Genomic DNA, 2,626 nt, shown 5'->3' with positions numbered 1-2,626 from the left:
TGTGTGTGATCAACTCTTTGTAGGCCGGTTGAGCAACATATTCCGGCCGGATCAGCGGCTGGTTTCCCGCCGAAAGAGCACGCAAAACCTGCCACCGCACCGCACTCCCGTCAATAGCCAGTCGATAAGGCCCCGGACGGGCATGCACTCAACAGCACGATCACATTCACCTCTGGTGGCCGGGCCCGTGCCCCGCCCTTGGTTCATGACCTAAAGGCAATGGTCATGGGCCCCGCCACCGTTAGATAAGTTCCTCCTCGACGCTTCCCAACCCTTTTCACAAGTGGAGCGCATCAAGGAAGGAACCGGAAAGAAGATGGCGGTACCCATGACCGTTGTAGAAGATATCAGGAGACTCGACTCCCAGGGAGTCTCCGGCCGCGACATCGCCCGCCGACTCGGCGTCAGCCGCGACTCGGTGGCCAAATACACCCGTATCGAGGATTTCTCCCCGACACCACCTGCGCCAGTGAAACGCCCAGGATCGAAGGTCCTCGACGGCCTCGAAGCCATCATCGACGGCTGGCTCGAAGATGATCAGAATCGTCCCCGTAAACAGCGCCACACCAGCCGACGCGTCTTCGACCGCCTTACCGACGAATACGACTACACCGGCTCATATTCGCCGGTCCAGCGCTACATCAAAGCCTGGCGCCACGCCCACCGCGCCCCCGGCGACGGGTACGTCGAACTGACCTGGCACCCCGGCACCGCCCAGGTCGACTTCGGACAGGCCGACGCCATCATCGACGGCCAGCGGATGACGCTGCACATCTTGATCGTCACGTTTCCGTACTCGAATATGCGCTTTATCCAGGCCTACCGCGGGGAAACCGCCGAATGCGTCTGCCACGGACTGCGCACCGTCTTCGAACACATCGGGGGCGCACCCCGGCAACTGATCTTCGATAACGCCACCGGCGTCGGCCGACGCACCGGGGACAAGGTCATCGAGTCAAAGCTGTTTTCCGCGTTCAAGCTGCACTACCGAACCTCAGCGCGCTACTGCAACCCCTACTCCGGCAACGAGAAAGGCAACGTGGAAAACGCCGTCGGGTTCCTGCGGCGCAACCTCATGGTCCCCGAACCTGTGGCCGCCACCCTGGCCGGGCTCAACACCATGTTCCTGGCCAAGTGCCAGCAGCTGGCCCTGGTCCCGCACTGGCGCAAGCAGCAGCCGATCGTCGAGCTATTCGCCGAGGACGTCGCCGCCTGCCTGGATCTGCCCGGGATTGGTTTTGATCCCGTGCGATATGAATCCCGCAAAGCCGACAAGACCGGCACGATCACCGTCGAGGATAATTTTTACCTCGCCGGCCCCTCGTTTGCCGGCAGGCTGCTCACGGTGGCGATCCGCCACGACGTCCTCGACATCCTGGATGAAAACGCCCAACCGATCGTGACCTTCCCCAGATCCTATGACCACCAGGATCAGACCATCTTCACCCCAACCTCGTTGCTGCCGGCGCTGGTGGCCAAGCCCGGGGCCTGGGCCAATTCACCGGTGCGCCCGCTGATGCCGGACTCGGTCCGCGACGTCCTCGATGACGCCGCGCCCACCGACCGCGCCCGCCTGCTGGCCGGGATCAACCAGGCCAGCGCCGCCACCTCTTTTCCCAGCACTGTGGCCGCTTGTGAGCAGCTGATCGCTGTCGGCCAGGACCCCGCCGGCCCGGGGTTGGGGATGTTGGCCCGCCGCATCGCCGGCGGCGCCGAACTTGCCGACACCTCGGTGGATCTGTCGGTCTACGACCTGGTCGCGCATAGCACCCGAACGCAGTCAGCGTCTGCACAGAAAGCGCAGGTGGGGGCATGACGGAACCGATCACTGCGGCCGATATCATCACCGCCGGCAAAGCCACCTCCCTGACCGCGACGGTGCTGGCGGAATGGGCGGACAAAGGTACCCCGAAACAACGTGAGTACCTCCACGGACTGCTCATCGCCGAACAGCAGTCCCGCCGCACGGCCCGCACCGCCAGACTGCTGCGGGCCGCGAAACTGCCCATGGCCAAAACCCTTGATGGCTACGATTGGACCAACATCAGCTTCCCGGACGGCTACGGCCGTGACCAGCTGCGTGCCCTGGAGTTTATCGACACCGGTGGGGATCTGGTCTTCTACGGCGACGTCGGCACCGGAAAAACGCACCTGGCCTGCGCGCTGGTGGCCCAGGCTTGCCAGGCGGGCATTCCGGCGAGGTTTTTCACCACCGCCTCCCTGGTCGCGCATCTACGTCGGGCGAAGGAAGCCGACCGGCTCGACAAGGAACTGGCCGGCCTGGCCAGGAACAAGCTGCTGGTCATCGACGAATTCGGCTATCTACCCATCGATACCGATGGCGCTCGTCTGTTGTTCCAGGTCATCGCGGACGCCTACGAAAAGCGCAGTCTGATTCTGACGACGAACCTGGCATTTTCCAAGTGGGGTGCCGTCTTCGGTGACGATCACATGGCCGCCGCGGTCATAGACCGGATCGTCCACCACGGCCGACTCCTGCACTTCACCGGCGAATCCTACCGGGTCAAACATGCTCTGATGACCTGACGCTGACATGGCCGGAAAACCCGCTGAGGTGGCCGGGTTTTCCGCGCTCTTTTGGCAGGCAAAAAGTTGACAAAACACA

At 63.1% G+C, this 2,626-nt stretch carries 2 protein-coding genes; both read left to right on the top strand.

From position 1 onward, the window contains the following. Window positions 1-328 precede the first annotated feature (328 nt). Window positions 329-1,816 (top strand): IS21 family transposase, encoded by a 1,488-nt coding sequence (gene istA, locus VVR41_RS10640; protein WP_368524748.1) that lies wholly within the window; start codon window positions 329-331, stop codon window positions 1,814-1,816. Beyond that, entirely contained in the window at window positions 1,813-2,547 is a 735-nt protein-coding gene (gene istB, locus VVR41_RS10635; protein ID WP_368524747.1) for an IS21-like element helper ATPase IstB, read from the top strand. Before istA ends, istB begins: the two co-directional genes overlap by 4 nt. The last annotated feature ends 79 nt before the right edge of the window (window positions 2,548-2,626 follow it).

Origin of the sequence: Corynebacterium sp. LK2510, assembly GCF_040946405.1 — a bacterium.
Taxonomy (GTDB): domain Bacteria; phylum Actinomycetota; class Actinomycetes; order Mycobacteriales; family Mycobacteriaceae; genus Corynebacterium.
The sequence above is the reverse complement of the archived record's forward strand: the minus strand, read 5'-3'. Positions and strand labels throughout refer to the sequence as shown.